Origin of the sequence: Pseudomonas sp. Root329, assembly GCF_001424925.1 — a bacterium.
In the GTDB taxonomy this organism is placed as follows: domain Bacteria; phylum Pseudomonadota; class Gammaproteobacteria; order Pseudomonadales; family Pseudomonadaceae; genus Aquipseudomonas; species Aquipseudomonas arabinosi.
In genome coordinates, this window is record NZ_LMCV01000048.1 from 162,565 (window position 1) to 181,290 (window position 18,726).

The following is an 18,726-nucleotide window of genomic DNA, read 5'->3' on the forward strand; positions in this document are numbered from 1 at the left end:
CAGGCGGACGGACAGCTTTCCGACCCTCATCAGGACGCCAGATTGAAATCGCCCAGACGCACCAGCATCGCTTCATAAAGATCTGCCGAAACCAGATAGGCCTTGATCTTATTGTTTTCCAGCACCGCAATAGGCCCAGCTTGCGCCTCGCGTACCGTAGTTCCTGCGTTTTTCGCGAGCTCAGAGATGCTGATGACTCTTTCTGCCAAAACACGTTGCATGACTCGGTCTCATAGTCGGACTCAACGCCATGAAAGCTACTTCAGCTCAGGTAATACCTTTCAGAAAAGCTGTGACAAGGTTTTGCGCTCAGAGTTTTTACACCCCTCGCCCCTTCCTCAACAGCACATCCAGCTGATCCACCACCTCCGCCCAATCGGCGTCATCCAGAATATCGTCACGCAGGAAATCCGCCTGGCTCTTGGACCAGAAGAACGCATCCGCCAGGTGCAGTTCGGGTTTGAGCGGTGAATGGGTGGCGATGAATTTATCGATGCTTTCGGCGTCATCAGGCAGGCCGAGTTGTTTGAACAGGTTGGGGAGGCTGTGGGTTGGGGATTCCATATCGGGCTCCTTTGTAATGGCAAATAATTGGGTGACTGCTGCGCAGTCAATCGCGAGCAGGCTCGCTCCCACATGGAATCGCGCTCAACTGTGGGAGCGAGCCTGCTCGCGATGGCGATGTAACTGACGCCGAAAAACTACTGACTCAACTCGCACACTTCCGCATGCGGCACCATTTTCAGGAATTCCGGCACGCTCATGTGCACCAGGTTGTTGTGGTTACCAGCCTCCAGGTAGATGTCTTTTTGCCGGGTCAGCAGCGGATCGATGACCATGTCCAGGCCATAGGATTCGCCCAACGCAGGCACCGCGCCGCGTTCGCAATCCTGGAACAGATGCGCCAGGGTGCTTTCCCGGGTGATCTGCCATTCGCCGCTGCCACGTACTTTGCTCAGGTCCAGGTGACGACTCGCCGGCAGCACAGCCATCAGAAAATGACCGTGGTGGTCGTCGAGGATCACCGATTTGGCCACCCGTTCCGCAGGAATGCCCGCGACCCGCGCCGTTTCAAGGCTGCTGGCCGAGTGCGGATGGGTGACGATGTCAAATTCGCAGTGAGCCTTATTGAGGCTGTCCTGCACAGTTCTTGCCATACGCATGATGCACCTCGGAGTCCGCAACAAACTTTCGCGGACGATGGTTAAACCTTTTCTCTCCACTAAAAGTCTAGGCCCGCTGGCGCAATCGCGCGGGAAATCTGCCCGCCGGAATAACGTCAACAACTGATCAAAATTCGTACAATTCAGAGCTCAGCTAGACTGTATGTAACGCGGATCACCTGAATCGGCACGGTGCTCTCAGGTTCTTCGCGAGCAAGCTCGCTCCTACAGGGAGGGTCACGTGAACACTCGTTGTTGTGCAGTTGCGCTGCTGTTGGCCTTGAGCGGATCGGTCTTCGCAGCAGACACCGTCGTCCTGCTGGTGCCCAACCCCATCGGGATCTGGCTGATCACGTTCGGCATCGCGTTTCTGATCGCCGAGGCGGCCCTGCCCAATTACGGCGTGATCGGTCTGGGCGGCATTGTGATGTTCGTGATCGGTGCGGTGATTCTGAGCAACACCGAGGTGCCGGTTCCGTTGATGATCGGCCTGGGACTGATCAGTGCCCTGTTGCTGATTTTCCTGCTGATCCACGCTTTGAAAACCCGACCGCGCGAAAACGTCAGTGGCGATGCAGGACTGGTGGGCAGCGTGACCCCGGTGATGTCGCTGGCCGGCAATGCCTACAACGGTTGGGTGCACCTGCAAGGAGAAAAGTGGCAAGTGCTCAGCGCCACGCCGCTGCAACCCGGGCAAAGGGTCCGGGTGGTGGCACGCAAGGGATTATTGCTGGAAGTGGCCGCGGCTGACGCGGCGCCGGGTGGAGAATAAACATGGGCCTGCAACTGGGTTTTGCCGCGCTGCTGTTACTGGTGATTGCATTGGCGGGGTCGACCTTTCGCATCCTGCGCGAATACGAGCGCGGGGTGGTGTTCCAGCTCGGGCGCTTCTGGCAGGTCAAAGGCCCTGGCCTGATCCTGCTGATTCCGGTGGTGCAGCAAATGGTTCGCGTCGACTTGCGTACCGTGGTCCTCGACGTGCCGCCGCAAGATGTGATCACCCGCGACAACGTCTCGGTCAAGGTCAACGCGGTGCTGTATTTCCGCGTCCTCGATCCGCAGAAAGCGATTATTCAGGTTGAAGACTTTCTCATGGCCACCAGCCAATTGGCTCAGACCACGTTGCGGGCAGTGCTCGGTAAACATGAACTGGATGAATTGCTGGCCGAGCGTGAACGGTTGAACATCGACATCCAGCAAGTGCTCGACGCCCAGACCGATGCGTGGGGCATCAAGGTCGCCAACGTCGAGATCAAGCACGTGGACCTCAACGAATCGATGATCCGCGCCATCGCCAAACAGGCTGAAGCCGAACGGGAACGCCGGGCCAAGGTGATTCACGCCGAAGGCGAATTGCAGGCTTCGGAGAAACTCATGCAGGCCGCAGAGATGCTGGGTCGCCAGCCTGGGGCGATGCAGCTGCGGTATATGCAGACGTTGAGTTCGATTGCCGGGGACAAGAGTTCGACGATTGTCTTTCCGCTGCCGATCGAGTTGCTCAAGGGGATGGCGGATTTGTCGTCCAAATCCTGACCTTCTGCGCAAACACCAACGTCCGGTAACCGCGTCGGAGATTTCCTTCAAGTTGTAGTGGTGTTGGTGAACTTGTTCCGGTCCGAAGCCAGGTCTAGTCTGGCTTTGTCACTGAATAAACGGTGACACGGACGTGCAAGTCCGACGAAACTGTTTAGGCCGCAATTGCCATGGCTCATTGTTTTATGGCGGCTGCGCGCAGGAGATCCTCGGATCTGCTGGGTGTCCTAAACAGTCCCGGTCTTGCACACCTGCGCACGGCCGCCACCCAATTCGCGTGCAAACGAACGGTGGCGGTTCCAACTTACTGTTTAGGGAATTTTATATGTTCAAGGTATCTCCAAATCCGCCAGACAACCCTGGCACCCCGTCCGAAGAATCCCTCGAAGACGAAAAACTCAAAGAAGCCGCCGACCGCGCCTTCGCCCACTACTTCCCCCCGGCCGCCGAAAAACCGCCCAAGCACCGCAAAGGCAACCTCTTCACCGTCGCCCCCGAGGTCAACACCGAAACCCTTCTGGCCAACGCCTCCGAAGACCTGCTGTCCATCAGCGCCATCGCTGCCAATCTGGCGGACGATGTGGACGGGACACGGCGCTCGGTAGCCCTGGCGCTCAGCCGCATGGCCGATGGCGTGCAGTTGCTTGTAGAGCGAGCGATGGATCATTGGGAGGAGTCGGAGATCATGCAGGCTCGGGTCAAGGTTTAGCCGGGTAGTTTTTGTGGTGAATTGACCGCCGCCTTCGCGAGCAAGCCCGCTCCCACATTGGATTTCAGTCGTACACATATCTTGTGTTCACCGAAGATCAACTGTGGGAGCGGGCTTGCTCGCGAAAGCGCCAGTGCCGTCGATACATGCCTCGGCAACTAGCGCGTCATAAGGCGCTCGCGCCCAACGCTCTACCCGCTCACGCAACAGCACCGAGGCCTCGCGGCGCTTGTCATCGCTGTCCCCGACAAACTCTTCTGAAGGCTGTTTGGCATGCTGCCCCACCGCCGCAAACACTTGCTCACGCTGCACGTCATCCAATCCAAAAAAATCAGCCAACCGCCCGGCCATAGCCCCGGGCAATTCACTGTAATTCACCGTCAACCCGCCAAACGCCCGGCATTGCGCCAACCCTGCTTGCAGCAACCGCCCCAACCGCCTCGCGATGAAGTCCTCTCGACCTGCAAACGGCAACTCATCATACAGCACACTCGCTCCGATCATCCCCGGCACCATGTGCATGCCTGGGCGGCGTAGATGTGAAACGGCAATTTCCAGCGGATCGCGATAAAGAAACAGCCACGGCGTGTCGGGAAAACACTCACGCAGCAACAGCAGTTCACCGATGTTCCAGGCATCGAGCTTGATCACCAAACGTTGCTCTGAACCGAGCCGACGCTGGCCATACGCGGACAATAACCCTTCGATCGCGACACGCCGTTCGGCCGGCGGTAAACCACTACGCAGCAAGGCGTCCAACGGTGGTGGTTCGCTGACAACGATGTGGCTGTCGAGTCGGGCGAGCATTTGACTGATCAAGGTCGAGCCGCAGCGCGAAGCGTGGAAGATGAACGCGCTCGGCGCCAAACCGGGGCGGGTCGTCTGCCAGTCGCCGAGGGCAGACAGCGGTGTTTGCCGGCGAAACGCCTGATTGAACGGCAATCTCAGCGCGTCTTCCACGGCATCACGAAAAAACGGCTGATGCAGCGGCGTGTCACCGAACCAGCACCAATCGACCTGCCACTCGCCGGCCTGCTGCCAGACCCGGATCGGCAACCAACCTTCCAGATTCAGGCGCTCCATTGTTCATTCCATTGGCGTCGGCCGTTACGCATCGCCGCACGCAGTTCTTCGCGGGAGAACATCAAGCCTCGCTCAACCGCCAGTTCCAGAGTGCGGGTGATAAAAACCTCGGTGTCCGGCAAGCCCTGCAACGCCTTCGAAAGCTGCGAATCGCTGGCCACCCAACGCTGAAACTGCAGCAAAGCCCCCTCACCGACATCTGACGAAGGCGTGGTCGGTAAACCCTCGACAATCGCCTGCTCCAGCCAGGGACCGGGACGGCAATCGAGGACCAGATGAATCCGTGTGCGGGTGTCGCGATTGTCCACGCGATGGGGTCGCGACAGGTCGAGAAACCAGCATTCACCGACAGCCATCGGCATGCGCTGACCATCGAGCAGGAAGTCCACTTGAGGCGGGCTGAGCAGCGGAATGTGCAGACGTAAATCGGCGTCCGGCTCGCCCAGGTCATAGTCGCGATGTTCATGAATCTGCCCGCCCGGACCGAGCCGCAACAGGCGCGCAGACACGATTTCCAATGGCAGATCCCGCAAGCCTTGCTGCCACCTGACATCCCGCAGCCAAGGCACACGCAACAGCGGTTCACCGCGACCCGGCGCCAGTTCGGACAACGCATCCGCCGCAGAAATCAGCGCCACACCACTCCAGTCGCCGGTGTAGTAAGCACTGTTGAAATGACCGCGCCACTCGTCCTCGCCAATCGCCGTCAGTGCCTGCAACAGCAACGGCAGATCCACCGTCACCGGCAAGCGAGAAAACGCCGCTCGGCTCATCGTTTCGGCAACACCGCGCACTCGCCGAGCCAGGTCAGCAAGTGATCGAGACAGGCCTCAACCGATTGCACCCCGGTATCGAGTACCAAGGAGGCGGACGGCGGCGGTTCATACGGTGCAGACACGCCTGTAAATCCCGGCAAATCGCCCCGTCGTGCACGGGCGTAATGACCTTTCGGATCGCGCCGTTCGCAGACGGCCAGGGAGGCGTTGCACCAGACTTCGCGGTAATCCTCACCCAGTCGCCGGGCGAATACCTCACGCAGCTCCATCAGCGGCGCGATCATCGCGAGGATGACGATCTGCCCGCTCTCCACCAGCAGCGCCGCCACTTCGCTGGCGCGACGGATGTTCTCCAGACGATCGCTGTCGGCAAAGCCGAGATCACGATTGAGCCCGACCCGCAGCCCGTCGCCATCGAGCACGATGCTCTGCACGCCGTGCTCGAACAGCTCGGCATGCAGCGCCTGAGCCAGGGTCGATTTGCCCGCCGCGGGCAAACCGGTCAGCAAAATCGCCGTGCCGCGATGGCCGTTGCGCGCCTCCCGTTGTGCGCGGCTGATGCTCGCCGTCGGCGCCAGCAGGTTATTGGACCGGGGCATGGGCCACCGGCATCGTGATGTTCCCGGCCGCCCACGCCGCTTCGCGGTTGGCCAACGCGGTGGCAATGGATTGCACTTCGGTGGATTGCACCTGATCCGGCAGCGGATCGAGCCCCGCACTGGCAAAGATCTGGCCGTAAGCGTTACGCAGATCGGCGTACGACAGGTCGCGACGCAAATCGGCCTGCAAGGTGTTCAGTTCGCCCTGGATCAAGTCCAGTTCACCCAGACTGGCCGCCTGATAACGGTTGCGCAGCTGGCCAACGATCTGTCCGTCGATGTCCGACAGTTGCTGATTGGTCTTGAACTGCCGCAGCGCCTCGCGGTAGTTGGCGTTGGCCACATAAAGCTGCGCCAACACCGCGATCGACATGGCCTGGCGGCGCGCCGCGGCGACTTCTTCACCGGCCTTGGCGACGTTGATCGCCGCCGGTGCGGAAATCACGTTGAACAGGTTCCACGTCACTTTCACGCCGTAGTCGGCCCAGCCCTGCTCCACCAGGAACGAGTTGCTGTCGTAATGCCCGCCGGCCGAGAATTCCAGACCCGGCAGCAGCCGCAACATGGCTTTGCGGGTTTCGGCCGCGCTGATGCGGCTTTGGTAATCCTGTTCGCGCAGCTCGGGACGACTGGTCAGGGCTTCCTGCTCCAGGCTGGCGAGGTCGACTTTCAATTCCGGAATGACATAGTCGTCCTGGGTCGCCAGGGTCAGATCGGTGCCCAGCGGCAGATTGATCAGGGTCGCCAGTTCGGTTTTCGCCAGCGACAGCGCACGACGCTGTTCTTCCAGTTGGCGCGTGGCTTCGATCAGCGAGCGTTGATAACCCAGCGCCTGAATCGGATCGCCGATTCGCTGCTGGCTCATGCTTTGGCTGTTGCCGCGCGCGGTGTCGACCCGGGCCATGAGGCTGTCGATCTGCTTGAGCAAACGCTCGGCGGCCATGGCCCGCCAATAGGCCGAGCGCACGTCCTGAACGATGGTGTTGATCACCTTGCGCCGGCGCTCCTGAACGATCAGCCGCTGGTCGCCCTGTTGCTTGGCGCTGATGTAGCTGACGCCAAAATCGAGCACGTTCCAGACCATGGTCAGGTCGGCGACTTCACGGTCGCGGTCCTGAGAGGTCGATGGCTCCAACGACTGGGTTCCGGTCCGTACGCTCTGGCTGCTGGAGGCGTTGACGTTGTTGCGGCCGACGTACCCGGCGTCCAGCGCCATGCGCGGCAACATGTCGAAACTGGCGAGGTCGAGTTGGCGCTTGGCCAGGGCCTCTTCCATGATTTTCAGTCGGCCTTCGAGGTTGTACTTCACCGCGCGGGCCATGGCTTGATGCAGGGTCAGCGGACCACTGAGGGGCTCCTGATCCTTGTACATGTTTTGCAGGTCGCTCCTGGCGCGCTGTTGGCTGACGCTGCGTTCTATCGGTTCACTGGTGACTGCACATCCGCTGATCGCAAGCGCCAGCAGGCTGGCGCCGAACAACTTCTGACTTTTCTTCATCCTTGACTGCCCCTGGGTGACGCACAGATTTAAGTATTATTTTCAGGCCTGCATTTCGCTGATGCCGACCTGTCGTAAAGCCGCGGCCAGGCTGTCGACCTGCCGTTGCTCGGTGTCTTTTAGCTGTTGCAATTGCTGGACGAGACTCGGCGCGCCAAACACGCCGCGCAGCCCCTGTGAAACATCCCCGGCCTTGATCGAATGACTGCCGAATGAACCCAGCGAATCTCGTTCGCTGCCGGAGTCCTGATTGAACAGGCTCGACAACGTACTGGTGCTGAACACCCCGCCATCGCCACCGCCAAAGCCGAGGAAGCCGTTGCCCGAGCCATCGCCACCGTTCTCACTGCTGCTGAACACCTGGGCGATGAAGCTGGGCGCCAGCGCGCCGTGGTTCATGAAGATGTCGCCCAGCGGCCGGATGCCGTTGCCGATCACGCGGCTTTCGAACAACGGGGTAAAGGTCAGCGGCGAGCCGAGATCGCCGGTGGGTGGGGCAAAGATGTTCGGTTGCAGTGGCACGTTGGGCTGATCGGAAACGGTCACCGGTGGCTGGATTTGCGTCAGCTGGTCGGGCGTTACAACCACGCCCGGCACGGTGTCAATGGTGTAGTTGTTGGACACCGCCACACCGGTGCCGGTATTGCCCGAAAGGTCGCTGACGTTGCTGGTGTCCAGCGCGATGAAATTGCTCGGGTCGGTGATGCTCGCGGTCGGCGTGAAGGTTGCCGTCCAGGTCTTGCCGCCGTCACTGCTGACCAGGTTGGTCAGATCGCCGTTGGTCACGCTGAGGTCCGACAGATCGAAATCGCTCACCGCTTCGCTAAACGTGAAGGTCACGAGCGTGGTCTGGCCGATGCTCAGGTTTGGGTTGGCGACGACGATTGTGGCGGTCGGCCGGGTGGCATCGAGCGCGTAGTTGTTGGAGATCGCGATCCCGGCACCGACGTTGCCCGCCGCATCAGCCACGTTGCCGGTGTCGAGCAGGATCAGGTTGGTGGTGTCGTTGATGTTGGCGGTCGGGGTCAGCGTGGCGGTCCAGGTCTTGCCGCCATCGCTGCTGAGCAGGTTGGACAAGGTGCCATTGGCGACGCTGAGGTCCGACAGGTCGAAACCTGAAACCGTCTCGGTGAAGGTGATGGTGACCGTGGTCGTCTCGCCGATGCCCAAGCGGTTATCCGCCACCACGATGGTCGCCGTCGGCCGCGCCGTGTCGATGGCGTAGTTGTTGGAGTCAGTCACGCCCACGCCGCTGTTGCCTGAGGCGTTGGTTACACCGCTGTTGTCCAGGCTGATCAGGTTGCTGGTATCGGTCACATTGATGGTGGGCGTGAAGGTGGCGGTCCAGGTAACGCCGCCATCGCTGGACGACACGTTGCTCAGCGTGCCGTTGGCAATAGTCAGGTCCGCGTTGGTGAAACCGCTGACCGCTTCGCTGAAGGTGATAGTCACCCCTGAGGTTTCACCGGCCTTGAGGGCGTTGTCGGCGATCACGATAGTTGCGGTCGGCACCTGGGTCTCCACCACATAGTTGGCGGAGTTGGTCGTGCCCGAGCCCGCGTTGCCGGCCAGGTCCGAGACGCCGGTGTTGTTCAGGGTGATGAGATTGGTGGCGTCGGTCACGCCGATGGTCGGCGTGAACGTCCCGGTCCAGGTGATACCGCCGTCGCTGCTGCTGACATTGCTCAACGTACCATTGGCGACGCTCAAATCGCTGTTGTCGAAACCGCTGACCGCTTCGCTGAAGGTGATGGTCACCAGCGCGGTTTCCCCCGGTTTCAGGGTTGTATCGCTCAGCACGATGGTGGCGGTCGGGCGCTGGCTGTCGATGGCGTAATTGTTGGAATCCGTCGTGCCGCTGCCGGTGTTGCCAGCCCCATCGATCACTCCGGTGTTGTCCAGGGTAATCAGGTTGGTCGAATCGGTGACGCTCGCCGTCGGGGTCAGGGTTGCGGTCCAGGTGATGTTATCGCTGGTACTCAGATTGCTCAGGGTACCGTTGCTCACCGTCAGGTCGGCTGTAGTAAAACCGGTAACCGCCTCGGAGAACGTGATGGTCACCACCGATGTTTGGCCCACCGCCAGCGCTGCATCAGCGACCACGATAGTGGCCGTCGGACGCACGGTGTCGATGGCGTAGTTGTTGGAATCGGTGGTGCCGCTACCGGCGTTGCCCGAGCCGTTTTGCACGCCGGTGTTATCCAGGGTGATCAGGTTGGTCGCGTCGGTAGTGCTGGCCGTCGGCGTGAACGTCGCTGTCCAGGTAATGCCGCCATCACCGCTGCTCACCGAGGTCAACGTGCCATTGGCGATGGTCAGGTCGGCATTGGAGAAACCGCTGACGGCTTCGCTGAAGGTGATGGTCACCAGTGACGTTTCACCGATTTTCAATGCATTGTCGGCGACCACGATGGTGGCCGTCGGCAGCACCGTATCGATGGTGTAGTTACCAGAGTTAGTCGTGCCGCTGCCGGTGTTGCCGGCCACATCGGTCACACCGGTATTGTTGAGGGTTATGACGTTGCTCGAGTCATTCACGCCAACGGTTGGCGTGAAGGTCGCGGTCCAGGTGATGCCGCCGTCGCTGCTGCTCACCGCGGTCAACGTGCCGTTGGCGATGCTCAGATCGGCGTTGGTGAAACCGCTCACTGCTTCGGAGAAGGTAATGGTCACCAGCGAGGTTTCGCCGGCACTCAGGGTCGGGTCTGCCAGGACGATGGTCGCCGTAGGGCGCACGGTGTCGATGGCGTAGTTGTTCGAATCGGTAGTGCCGCTGCCAGCGTTACCCGCCAGATCGGCCACGCCGGTGTTGTCCAGGGTGATCAGGTTGGTCGTGTCGTTGATGCTGGCGCTCGGAGTAAAGGTCGCCGTCCAGGTAATGCCGCCGTCGCCGCTGCTCACCGCGGTCAAGGTGCCGTTGGCGATGGTCAGGTCGGCGTTGGTGAAACCGCTGACCGCTTCACTGAAGGTGATAGTTACCAGGGAGGTTTCGCCGATTCTCAGCGCCGTATCCGCCACCACGACCGTGGCCGTCGGGCGCACGGTGTCGATGGCGTAGTTGTTGGAATCGGTGGTGCCGCTGCCGGCGTTGCCCGAGGCGTTTTGCACGCCGCTGTTGTCCAGGCTGATCAGGTTGGTCGCGTCGGTAGTGCTGGTCGTCGGCGTGAACGTCGCTGTCCAGGTAATGCCGCCATCGCTGCTGCTCACCGCCGTCAATGTGCCGTTGGCAATCGTCAGGTCGGCGTTGCTGAAACCGCTCACGGCTTCAGAGAAGGTAATGGTCACCAGCGATGTTTCACCGATTTTCAATGCATTGTCGGCCACCACGATGGTGGCCGTCGGCAGCACGGTATCGACGGTGTAGTTGCCGGAGTTGGTGGTGCCGCTGCCGGTGTTGCCGGCCACATCGGCCACACCGGTATTGTTGAGGGTGATGACGTTGCTCGAGTCACTCACGCCGACCGTTGGCGTGAAGGTCGCCGTCCAGGTGATGCCACCGTCGCTGCTGCTCACCGCGGTCAACGTGCCGTTGGCGATGCTCAAATCGGCGTTGGTGAAACCGCTCACGGCTTCGCTGAAGGTAATGGTCACCAGCGACGTTTCGCCGGCACTCAGGGTCGGGTCTGCCAGGACAATCGTGGCGGTCGGGCGCACGGTGTCGATGGCGTAGTTGTTGGAATCGGTGGTGCCACTGCCGGCGTTACCCGACAGGTCGCTGACCCCGGTGTTGTCCAGAGTGATCAGGTTGGTCGTGTCGTTGATGCTGGCGCTCGGGGTAAAGGTCGCCGTCCAGGTAATGCCGCCGTCGCCGCTGCTCACCGCCGTCAATGTGCCGTTGGTAATGGTCAGGTCGGCGTTGGTGAAACCGCTGACCGCTTCACTGAAAGTGATCGTCACCAGCGAGGTTTCACCGATTCTCAGCGCCGTATCCGCCACCACGACCGTGGCCGTCGGGCGCACGGTGTCGATGGCGTAGTTGTTGGAACTGGTCGTGCCACTGCCGACGTTGCCGGTGGCGGTAGCCTGTACGCCGGTGTTGTCCAATGTGATCAGGTTGGTCGTGTCGGTGAGACTGGAGGTCGGGGTGAAGGTGGCGGTCCAGGTGATGCCGCCGTCGCTGCTGCTCACCGCGGTCAACGTGCCGTTGGCAATCGTCAGGTCGGCGTTGGTGAAACCGCTCACCGCCTGGTTGAAGGTGATGGTCACCAGTGACGTTTCACCGATTTTCAGGGCGCTGTCAGCCACCACGATCGTCGCGGTCGGTGGGGCGGTGTCGATGGCGTAGTTGCCCGAAGAACTGATCCCGCTGCCGGTATTACCCGCGAGATCGGCCACGCCGGTGTTGGCCAGGCTGATGACGTTGGTCGCGCTGATGATGCCTGCTGTCGGAGTAAACGTTGCGGTCCAGGTGATGCCGCCGTCACTGCTGCTCACCGCCGTCAACGTGCCATTGGCGATGCTCAGGTCGGCGTTGGTAAAACCACTCACCGCCTCGGAGAAGGTGATGGTCACCAGCGAAGTTTCGCCTGCTGTCAGCGCCGTATCGGCCAGGACGATCGTGGCGGTCGGGCGCAGCGTGTCGATCGCGTAGTTGTTGGAGTCGGTGGTGCCGCTGCCGGCGTTGCCCGCCAGATCGCTGACCCCGGTGTTGTCCAGGGTGATCAGGTTGGTGGTGTCGTTGATGCTGGCGGAAGGCGTGAAGGTGGCCGTCCAGGTAATGCCGCCGTCGCTGCTGCTCACCGCCGTCAATGTGCCGTTGGCGATGGTCAAGTCGGCGTTGGTGAAACCGCTCACCGCTTCACTGAAAGTGATCGTCACCAGAGAGGTTTCGCCGATTCTCAGCGCCGTGTCCGCGACCACGATGGTGGCCGTCGGGCGCACGGTGTCGATGGCGTAGTTGTTGGAGTCGGTAGTGCCGCTGCCGGCATTGCCCGACAGATCGGCCACGCCGGTATTGTCCAGGGTGATCAGGTTGGTCGTGTCGTTGATGCTCGCGGTCGGGGTGAAGGTTGCCGTCCAGGTGATGCCGCCGTCGCTGCTGCTCACCGCCGTCAACGTGCCGTTGGCGATGGTCAGGTCGGCGTTGGTAAAACCACTCACCGCCTCGGAGAAGGTGATGGTCACCAGTGAGGTTTCGCCGATTCTCAGCGCCGTGTCCGCCACCACGATGGTCGCGGTCGGACGGAGTGTATCGATGATGTAGTTGTTGGAATCCGTAGTGCCGCTGCCTGCGTTGCCCGCCAGATCGCTGACACCGGTGTTGTTCAGGGTGATCAGGTTGGTCGTGTCGTTGATGCTCGCGTTCGGGGTGAACGTGGTGGTCCAGGTGATGCCGCCGTCGCTGCTGCTCACGGCGGTCAAAGTGCCGTTGGCGATGGTCAGGTCAGCGTTGGTGAAACCGCTCACCGCCTCAGAGAAGGTGATCGTCACCAGAGATGTTTCGCCAATTTTGAGCGCCGTGTCCGTTACCACGATGGTCGCGGTCGGCCGTACGGTATCGATGGCGTAGTTGTTCGAATCGGTGGTGCCGCTGCCGGCGTTGCCCGCCAGATCGCTGACCCCGGTGTTGTCCAGGGTGATCAGGTTGGTCGCGTCAGTGATGCTGGCGGTCGGGGTGAAGGTCCCCGTCCAGGTGACGCCGCCGTCGCCGCTGCTCACCGCCGTCAAGGTGCCGTTGGCAATCGTCAGGTCCGCGTTGGTGAGCCCGGTGACTGCTTCGTTGAAGGTGATGGTCACCAGCGACGTTTCGCCGACCCTGAGGGCCGTGTCGGCAAACACGATGCTGGCGGTCGGGCGTACGGTGTCGACGATGTAGTTATTGGAGTTGGTGGTACCGACGCCGGCAGTGCCCAGACCGTTGATCACCCCGGTGTTGTCCAGGGTAATGACGTTGGTCGTATCGGAAAGACTGGCGGTCGGCGTGAACGTTGCCGTCCAGGTGATGCCGCCATCGCCGCTGCTCACCGAGGTCAACGTGCCGTTGGCGATGGTTAGATCCGCATTGGTGAGACCGGTCACGGCTTCGTTGAAGGTGATCGTCACCAAGGACGTTTCGCCGATGCTCAGGGTGGTGTCGGCGACCACAATGGTCGCGGTCGGCGGCGGCGAATACGCGGTGTTGAGTACACCACCGTCGTTGTAGATTGTCGCGACGGAGGTTGGCGAGATGCCGGTTGTTCCCCCGCCCAGCGCAGCGCCACCGGCACCACTGGCCGCGGCATTACCGGCCAGGGCCGCGAAGTTGGCGGCCGTGATCAGCAGTGTGCCTTTGTTCCAGATCGCACCGACGCCCCTGCCGCCCACGCCGCCATTGGTGGCGTTGCTGCCATAGCCACCACCGCCACCGCCGCCACCACCGGCGCCAATGTTATTGGTAATGGATGATGTGCCGACGATGGTCATGGTGCCGGTGGTGGCGTTGTAGATCCCGCCTACCGCGTTGCCGCCAGCGCCACCGACCTTGTCCCAACCGGCACCGCCGCCGCCACCGCCAATGGAAATCGTGCCATTGGTGGCCGTCGAACCGTTACCGCCGTTGCTGTAATAGGAAACGCCCACCCCGCCCGCACCGCCAGTGGTGGTACCACCGCGACCACCCATGTGGGTCGCGTCATAACCGCCGCCGTAACCGCCGACACCGCCGCTGCCCGCCTGGCCGCCCAACGTGCCGGTGCCCGGCCCTGCCGAACCGCCATGCCCGCCGCCCTGGCCGCCCAAACCGCCGCCACCACCACCGCCACCGCCGTAAAAAGGGCCAGTGACACCGCCACCACCACCGCCACCGGAAGCGCCGTTGGAGGTCACGCTAACGTTGTTCAGGGTCAGTATCCCTGCGTTGAAAATCCCCCCGGCCATCGCGCCCGAGGCACCGTAGCCACCGTTACCGCCCGTGCCCGACACCAGGCCCCGGGTGATCACCAGGCCATCGAGCGTCACGATTTTGCCCGCCGCTACTTCAATCACTCGGGTCCGGTACTGACCATCGAGAATCACGTCAGCCGCGCCATCGTTATTCAAGTCGCCATCAACGGTGATGTTCTTGTTGATCAGCAGTTCGGACGTCAGCTGCACCGTCATGCTGGCGTTGAAGGTGACGAGATCGCCGTTCTGCGCCGAGGCGATGGCGGCACGTAATGAGCCGACGCCCGTGTTGGCGTTGTTGGTGGCGGTCCAGGTGGCCAGACCCCACTGATACTCGCTCATGGCCTGAGTCGACAGCACGTTGGCGCTTTCGATGTTGCCGGTGGCAATTTCCAGATCCCAGTCGCCACCGATCCCGGTGCGATTACTGGAAGCAGCCACATCGCGGCCGGTCAGCTGCGCCAGCGAGTCGACAAAACTCAAGCCACGCTCACCTTCGGCGGTGTAGCAGCCGTAGATCAGAATGTCGCCGCCGACGTTCATGTCCTTGCCGATTTCCGCCAGCACGGCGCTGCGGGCCGCGACGTTGTCGGCGGACAAATAACTGTTGCCCAACCACAGATCGCCCGCGTTGCCGTGGGCAATGATCTGTACAGAACTGGTGCCCTGATGGGTGTCCAGATAGTCGGCAATCTGTTGCAAGCCGTCCTTGGTCGCATCCAGCTGAACCACTTGGGTGCCAGGCGCCACGCCCTTGAGCAGGCTATCGGCATCCTTGACCCGGGAATCGACGAACACCACGCTCTGGCCCGGCACCGCAGCGGGTGCCGGTGCTGGTGTGGCATCGGCCTGGCCGTGTGTGTCCTTGCTGGCGACCGGTTGGTCCGCCGTCGGCGTCTTGGCGGCATCAGCCGTGCTGTGGCTGTCCGCCTGAGCGGTATCGGCCACCGTGGCCGCCACCGCGCCGTCGAACAGCATTCGCGGCTCCAGGGACATGATCATGGGAGAGGCCAGCGCCCGTGCGCCTTCGGTAACTCGCGACTTGCCGTTGCTCCACCACATGCTGCTCACCCGGACTCGAACTTGCTTGATGCATCAATGAAAACGCCGCGATCAACTGATCGCGGCGTCGGCCTTCATACGAATGACATTGGCGGCGCTGGCTGAGCCATCGAGCCAAAAGGACAATTCTGCGTATTGTTTGAACAAGTCCGGCGGCAGGATCGTGCGCCGCGATTGCAGCTCGACCTTGCGTTTGACTTTGTGCAGACCGGAGACGCCGAGGGCTTGATCGAACTCCGGCGCGTCGTAGGCGAGGTTGTTGAAGTCATGCTCGAACCACGGCTCGCCAATGAAGTCGTAGACCAGCCGCATGACCCGATCAGGTGCCTGGGTCAGCAAGTCGTAATCGACAATCAGCAACGAATCGGCGTGTTCGCCGTAATAGGCTTCCTTGAGCGCTGCCCAGGCAAACCCCACCAGACGATTGCGCTGCGCCAGGGTTTCGCAACGGCTGTAGACCGTGTTGCGCTCGACCGCGTCGCCGAACAGCTTGGTGTTTTCAAAGGGGTTGGCGCGATACAAACGCTCGATGCTGTCCATGACCCAGGCGACATTGCGCACGCAGGCAATGACCTTGGCTTGAGGGAACAGATCGCTGATGGCCGGCAGGCGCGAACTCCATAACCGATTGGTGTCGAACACCACCGGTTTGTCGGCCTTGTCGGCGTAGAAGGAATCGAACAGACCGCGTAGCAAACGGCGGCGCAGATCGGTATCGATCACCGCACCGAACTCGCTGCCGGCGCTGCACTGTTCCAGAACACCGGAAAACAGGGCGCCAACGGGGCTGGTCATGCCGGCATGAAAGCGCGGGTTCTGCAAAAGGATCGCAGAAAGCAGGGTCGAGCCTGAGCGCGGCAAGCCGGAAATAAAATGGAACTGTGGCAATCCCTTCACCCTAGTCATAAATCCTTTATGTATGACCGAGCCTAGACCATGAATGGCGTTACGGGTAATGGTGTTTTGATATCAAATCGAAACTAAATCGTCTGAAAACCGCGATTTTTGTTACAGGCTCAATGCAACACGAACAAACGCGCGTTGGCGCCTCCCGCCTGCGTTTGGCCAACGCTCTGCCAGCCTGCGGGCAACGGCGCGAATTCGTTCGGCAAATCGATGGTGCCGATCAACCACACCCGGCCGGTGCCTTTGGGCAAATTACCGAGGCTGTCGAGGTAAATATCCTGCGTCACCAGCGTGCCGAAGCCATAGGCATTCGGCCGGCTCGAAGCGCCATTGGCCAACGGCGGGGTGTACAGCAGCGGTTGGGCGTCGGTGCGGTTGTAATAGACGTAACTGAGGTACCAGAGCATGTCGCTGGTGACGATCCGGTCACCGGCAACGAAGTGCTGGTTCACGTAGTCGACCATGACGTTGATTTGATCGTTGGTATCGACCGCGGCGTTGTTGTTCAGGCCCACCAGTTCGACGCCGACAAACAACACCAGCACCGTCACGGCCAGCACCCGGAAGACGGCGTACAGGCGATCAATGGCCAATGCGGCAATCATCGGTAAGCCGAGGGCATACGCGGTGAGGTAACGCTCGATGAACACCGGCGAGATAAACGACACCGAAAACACCAGCAACAACGGCAAAACGGTGTAGATCACCAGCAACGCACTGCCACGAATGACACTGCGATCCCGCGCCAGCGCCACCCACACCAAGGCCAGCGACGCCAAGGGCAACGTGATGAAAATCCATGTGGGCAGGTTCTCGCCATCGTCCTGGATCAGGAACGACCAGATCATCGAAGGTAACGAGGCGAAGGTGACCGGTGTCTCCCACCCGACATCGCCATTGGCTTTGAGTTGATCCATGTGTTGAATCAGATCGATCAGGTTGGGCACCCACGGCAAGTACACCAACACGATCGCCATGTTCGCCACCCACCAGCCGGGCTGCTGGATATGCCGCAAGCGATAGCCAGGCTGTACACGGATCAGCCCCAGGTACAGCCAGTGACACAGCACGCACAGGGCCGTGAAGTAATGGGTGTAGAACGCCGCGCTCATCAGTAATGCGTAAATCACCAGATAGCGTTGACGTGCGGGGTGTTTGATCCAGTAAACCAGGGCAACCGTGGCACCGATCAACCACAGCCCCAGCAACGAATACATGCGCACTTCCTGGCTGTAACGCACGGCGGTAGGCAGCAGCGCCAACAAGACGCCGGCCAATAACGCGGCGCGGCGAGTGGCGAGCAAGTCCACCAGCCAGACGCCAAGCGCCACGGTGGCAATCCCTGGTAGCGCACTCAAGATTCGAATCGAAAAAATGCCATCGCCAAACAGTTCGATCCAGCCATGCAGCAGCATGAAATACAGCGGCGGATGCACATCATGGGCGGCATGCGTCCAGATCTCGGCCAGCGAATACTGGCTCATCAGCAGACTGGAACCTTCATCGCCCCATATAGCCGCCGCTGTCAGGTCATAAAAACGTGCCAGCGCGGCCAATGCCAGAATCGGCAGCAGCCAATGCTCGCGCACCCATCGAAGCAAGCGTTGAACACTCGCCCAGGCGCCGGGTGCCGCGTGGGGGCCTTGGGTGCCGTCAAGCGGCGTTTCTCTGTGCGCCTCCATTGCCTCCCCTCGGGACTGCCGGTGAAAAATCTTGATGCTTGCCATCACTGTAGGACAGCCACAGCGCCGTCGTCGATGCTGGCTTTACGACCAACGACATTCGACGGCCATGCGGATCAACTACGCTCTGGCGTGGCGTGGCCCAGCCACGGAGATGAATGGAGTCGGCTGATCACAACGGTGTGCCCGGATGCCCGGGCCACCCTTGTCGCGCGCCAGACAACTAACCTGAGGGATGAGGACTTATGGAAGTATTTATCGGCACTATCCAACCTTTCGCCTTTAACTACGCGCCCAACGGCTGGGCCTTGTGCAACGGCCAGACGCTGGCCGTGCAGCAATATAACGCGCTGTTCGCCCTGCTGGGCGTCAACTTCGGAGGGAATGGCACCACCAACTTCATGCTGCCCAACCTGCAAGGCCGGATGCCGGTGTGCATGGGCAACGGGCTAAATCTGACCCCGCGCGTCATCGGTGAATTCTCCGGGACCGAGAACGTCACCGCCACCATCACCAACCTGCCCAATCACACCCACGCCTTGTCCGGGCTCACGGCCACCACCACCCTGCAACTGGCCAGCCCGGCGAGCAACCCGGTCACCAACCCGACCGCGACCAACTCGTACATCGGTGCCTCGGGCGGCGGTCCGGGTTCGGCGAGCATCTACTCCGATGCGCAAGGCGCTGCGGCCGTACCACTCAAAGGCGTGGCCACAACGGTCACAGGGGAAATCTCGTCCGCCGGTAATGGCCTGCCCATGGAAACGATGAACCCCTTCCTGGTGCTCAACTTCAGCATCGCCCTGAACGGGTTGTTCCCTTCGCGCAACTGAGGACGCGCCGGGGGATTCAAC

The 18,726-nt window shown here is 61.2% G+C and carries 14 protein-coding genes; 4 read left to right on the plus strand and 10 right to left on the minus strand.

Going from position 1 to position 18,726, the window contains the following annotated elements; genetic code table 11:
* Window positions 1–29: 29 nt before the first annotated feature.
* The 3 genes from ASC74_RS27475 to ASC74_RS27485 all read right to left on the minus strand — a co-directional run bounded on the left by ASC74_RS27475 (window position 30) and on the right by ASC74_RS27485 (window position 1,163).
* A complete protein-coding gene (locus ASC74_RS27475) occupies window positions 30–221 on the minus strand; it encodes a type II toxin-antitoxin system Phd/YefM family antitoxin (RefSeq protein ID WP_056745709.1) in 192 nt (63 codons plus the stop codon).
* A 97-nt stretch (window positions 222–318) separates the two neighbouring features.
* A complete protein-coding gene (locus tag ASC74_RS27480; protein ID WP_046047265.1) occupies window positions 319–564 on the minus strand; it encodes a DUF2789 domain-containing protein in 246 nt (81 codons plus the stop codon).
* Between the two features lie 137 nt (window positions 565–701).
* Window positions 702–1,163 (minus strand): aminoacyl-tRNA deacylase, encoded by a 462-nt coding sequence (locus tag ASC74_RS27485; RefSeq protein ID WP_046047264.1) that lies wholly within the window; start codon window positions 1,161–1,163, stop codon window positions 702–704.
* A gap of 241 nt (window positions 1,164–1,404) precedes the next feature.
* On the opposite strand from ASC74_RS27485, the gene ASC74_RS27490 reads away from it, so the two are divergent.
* The 3 genes from ASC74_RS27490 to ASC74_RS27500 all read left to right on the plus strand — a co-directional run bounded on the left by ASC74_RS27490 (window position 1,405) and on the right by ASC74_RS27500 (window position 3,405).
* Window positions 1,405–1,935, plus strand: coding sequence for an NfeD family protein (locus ASC74_RS27490; RefSeq protein WP_008148135.1), 531 nt, complete (start codon window positions 1,405–1,407; stop codon window positions 1,933–1,935).
* 2 nt (window positions 1,936–1,937) lie between these two features.
* Window positions 1,938–2,696: a slipin family protein gene (locus ASC74_RS27495; RefSeq protein ID WP_008148132.1), complete on the plus strand. Its 759-nt coding sequence runs from the start codon at window positions 1,938–1,940 to the stop codon at window positions 2,694–2,696.
* A 325-nt stretch (window positions 2,697–3,021) separates the two neighbouring features.
* On the plus strand, window positions 3,022–3,405 hold the full coding sequence (locus ASC74_RS27500; protein ID WP_056745711.1) for a DUF6124 family protein: 384 nt from the start codon (window positions 3,022–3,024) through the stop codon (window positions 3,403–3,405).
* An 87-nt stretch (window positions 3,406–3,492) separates the two neighbouring features.
* Here the strand turns inward: ASC74_RS27500 and ASC74_RS27505 are convergent, their stop codons facing one another.
* The 7 genes from ASC74_RS27505 to ASC74_RS27535 form a co-directional block, all read right to left on the minus strand.
* Window positions 3,493–4,488 carry an aspartyl beta-hydroxylase gene (locus ASC74_RS27505; RefSeq protein WP_056745713.1) on the minus strand — a complete coding sequence of 332 codons (996 nt, stop codon included), beginning with the start codon at window positions 4,486–4,488 and terminating at the stop codon, window positions 3,493–3,495.
* The gene (locus ASC74_RS27510) at window positions 4,476–5,261 is read right to left on the minus strand and encodes an aspartyl/asparaginyl beta-hydroxylase domain-containing protein (protein ID WP_056745801.1); all 786 of its coding nucleotides are present in this window, start codon (window positions 5,259–5,261) and stop codon (window positions 4,476–4,478) included. Before ASC74_RS27510 ends, ASC74_RS27505 begins: the two co-directional genes overlap by 13 nt.
* Complete coding sequence (gene cysC, locus ASC74_RS27515) at window positions 5,258–5,863, minus strand: adenylyl-sulfate kinase (RefSeq protein ID WP_056745715.1); 606 nt, start codon at window positions 5,861–5,863, stop codon at window positions 5,258–5,260. The genes ASC74_RS27510 and cysC overlap by 4 nt, the downstream gene beginning before the upstream one ends.
* Window positions 5,847–7,361, minus strand: a complete 1,515-nt coding sequence (locus ASC74_RS27520) for a TolC family protein (protein ID WP_046047259.1) — start codon at window positions 7,359–7,361, stop codon at window positions 5,847–5,849. Before ASC74_RS27520 ends, cysC begins: the two co-directional genes overlap by 17 nt.
* A gap of 42 nt (window positions 7,362–7,403) precedes the next feature.
* Window positions 7,404–15,284: an Ig-like domain-containing protein gene (locus ASC74_RS27525; protein ID WP_236713358.1), complete on the minus strand. Its 7,881-nt coding sequence runs from the start codon at window positions 15,282–15,284 to the stop codon at window positions 7,404–7,406.
* 51 nt (window positions 15,285–15,335) lie between these two features.
* A complete protein-coding gene (locus tag ASC74_RS27530; RefSeq protein ID WP_177338886.1) occupies window positions 15,336–16,190 on the minus strand; it encodes a sulfotransferase family protein in 855 nt (284 codons plus the stop codon).
* A gap of 110 nt (window positions 16,191–16,300) precedes the next feature.
* Window positions 16,301–17,872: a glycosyltransferase family 39 protein gene (locus tag ASC74_RS27535; RefSeq protein ID WP_056745722.1), complete on the minus strand. Its 1,572-nt coding sequence runs from the start codon at window positions 17,870–17,872 to the stop codon at window positions 16,301–16,303.
* Between the two features lie 245 nt (window positions 17,873–18,117).
* On the opposite strand from ASC74_RS27535, the gene ASC74_RS27540 reads away from it, so the two are divergent.
* A complete protein-coding gene (locus ASC74_RS27540; RefSeq protein WP_056745724.1) occupies window positions 18,118–18,705 on the plus strand; it encodes a phage tail protein in 588 nt (195 codons plus the stop codon).
* The last annotated feature ends 21 nt before the right edge of the window (window positions 18,706–18,726 follow it).